The organism is Exiguobacterium sp. KRL4, assembly GCF_001870785.1.
Lineage (GTDB): Bacteria > Bacillota > Bacilli > Exiguobacteriales > Exiguobacteriaceae > Exiguobacterium_A.
The window spans coordinates 1-1,849 of record NZ_MOLV01000023.1; the positions used below are offsets into that span (position 1 = coordinate 1).

At 43.0% G+C, this 1,849-nt stretch carries 3 protein-coding genes; all 3 read left to right on the plus strand.

What is annotated here, in order from left to right; translation table 11 throughout:
* The first annotated feature begins 27 nt into the window (after positions 1-27).
* The 3 genes from BLD48_RS12610 (at position 28) to BLD48_RS12620 (ending at position 1,710) form a co-directional block, all read left to right on the plus strand.
* Positions 28-966, plus strand: coding sequence for an IS30 family transposase (locus BLD48_RS12610; protein ID WP_071500524.1), 939 nt, complete (start codon positions 28-30; stop codon positions 964-966).
* 129 nt (positions 967-1,095) lie between these two features.
* Positions 1,096-1,416 carry a hypothetical protein gene (locus tag BLD48_RS12615; protein ID WP_071500525.1) on the plus strand — a complete coding sequence of 107 codons (321 nt, stop codon included), beginning with the start codon at positions 1,096-1,098 and terminating at the stop codon, positions 1,414-1,416.
* A 3-nt stretch (positions 1,417-1,419) separates the two neighbouring features.
* On the plus strand, positions 1,420-1,710 hold the full coding sequence (locus tag BLD48_RS12620; protein ID WP_071500526.1) for a type II toxin-antitoxin system RelE family toxin: 291 nt from the start codon (positions 1,420-1,422) through the stop codon (positions 1,708-1,710).
* Positions 1,711-1,849: the final 139 nt, after the last annotated feature.

The following is a 1,849-nucleotide window of genomic DNA, read 5'->3' on the forward strand; positions in this document are numbered from 1 at the left end:
GTTTAGTGTTGACAATCCAGATTCATTATGAGCTATGTTCATCTTACCACATCAGAAAGAGTCAAAATAGAGACGTATCTCGAGCTAGGTTTCTCTGTCCGAAAGATTGCTGGACGCCTGGGGCGTCAACCTTCTACGATTTCACGAGAATTGAAACGAAATCCTTACTATGATGCTTCCTGTGCTGACCAGCGTTATGTGGAACGCAAAAAGAAGTGCGGTGCACGGACGAAGTTTACGCTCGAAAAAGGAGTCCGTATCCTCGAAAAGTTACGCGAGACATGGTCCCCTGAACAGATTGCCGGACGATTATTCCAAGAAGAAGGACTCTCGTTCAAGACAATTTATCGTTGGATTTATATGGGCCTCGTCGAGGCCGATTCTGGACTCCTTCGACAAAAGGGAAAGCGTCAGAAACCACGTGAGACGCGTGGACGCTTTAACGTCGGACTGCCAATCAGTAAACGTCCGTCTGACGTCAAAGGGCGCCAAACGTTCGGACATTGGGAGCTTGATACTGTTGTCTCGGGTAGAGGGAAATCCAAAGTCTGTGTCGCAACGTTCGTCGAGCGAAAGAGCCGTTTTTATCTCGCTGTACCGATGGAAGATCGGTCCGCTCAATCGATGGAGTCTGCGATTCAAGCATTGCACCTTTACTTCCCGTTGGGAACGTTCCAAACTGCGACGACAGATCGTGGAAAAGAGTTTAGCTGTCATGAACGAATTCGTGACACGTTAGGCGTACCGATGTATTTTGCGGATCCGTATTCTTCTTGGCAGCGTGGGAGTAACGAGAACGCCAATGGTCTTCTCCGTGAATTTTTCCCGAAGGGGACAGATTTCGGAAAGGTCAGTCGTTCTGAACTCGCTCAAGCGCTCGCCTGGATCAATGGGAGACCGCGAAAATGTCTCAACTGGAAAACTGCATACGAGGTCTTCACGGAAGAAGTATTGCACTTGATTTGACAAACCGTCATTATAAATAAGGATTATATAAAACGGTCGTTTAATATAACTAGATAGTAAAAAGAACTTTTAAAAGTCTTTTAAAAGTTCTTTTTACGGAGTATACTAAAGAAAAAGGAGTAGATGAAAATGGGCATGAGAATACTCGACATTCCAACCACTTCAATTTCTGATGTGAAGCGCTCTCCAATGAGAGCCTTTCAAACGGCTGATCGAGAAGAAGCCGGTGTATATGTTTTCAATCGCGAAAAAGTAGCAGGCGTTATGCTGACTCAAGAACAATATGAATCTTTGAACAAAGAAATAGAAGATCTTTACAGTCAGCTAGATGATCTGATGGTTGAAAAACGATTGTTAGCTAAAACAGTCCAAACGTTCTCAGATACAGAGGTTCGTGGTGAGATAGCAACTCGTTCTCCTATCTTGGATGAAGAAGATGGGTGGGCGTAAAGATTGTATCAGTTGGAATGGACGCAATACTCAAAAGAAGATTACGAAAAACTTGATGGTAGTCAAAAGGTTTTTGTCAATAAAGCCTTAGATCGAATTAGGGTTAGGGGGATGGATGCAGGTCAACCTCTTCATGGAAGCTTAGCACAGTGCCATAAATTGAAAAATAAAAAAATGGGTCTTCGAATTGTTTTTAGAGAAATCGCAGGTCATCTTCAAATCATTCAAATAGTAGCTGTAGGCAAAAGGGATAAACAGAAGATATATAAGATGGCTGAAGAACGCTTAGGCTAATGGAGAATAGAAGGACGTATTCTCATGAGAGGATCGCCCTAACAAACGTATGAAAATCGTTTGTTAGGGCGATCCTTTTTTAAGTGAGATAGTTTTATACATGCTTTGGATATAAGCCACTGGATTGTCAACACTAAAC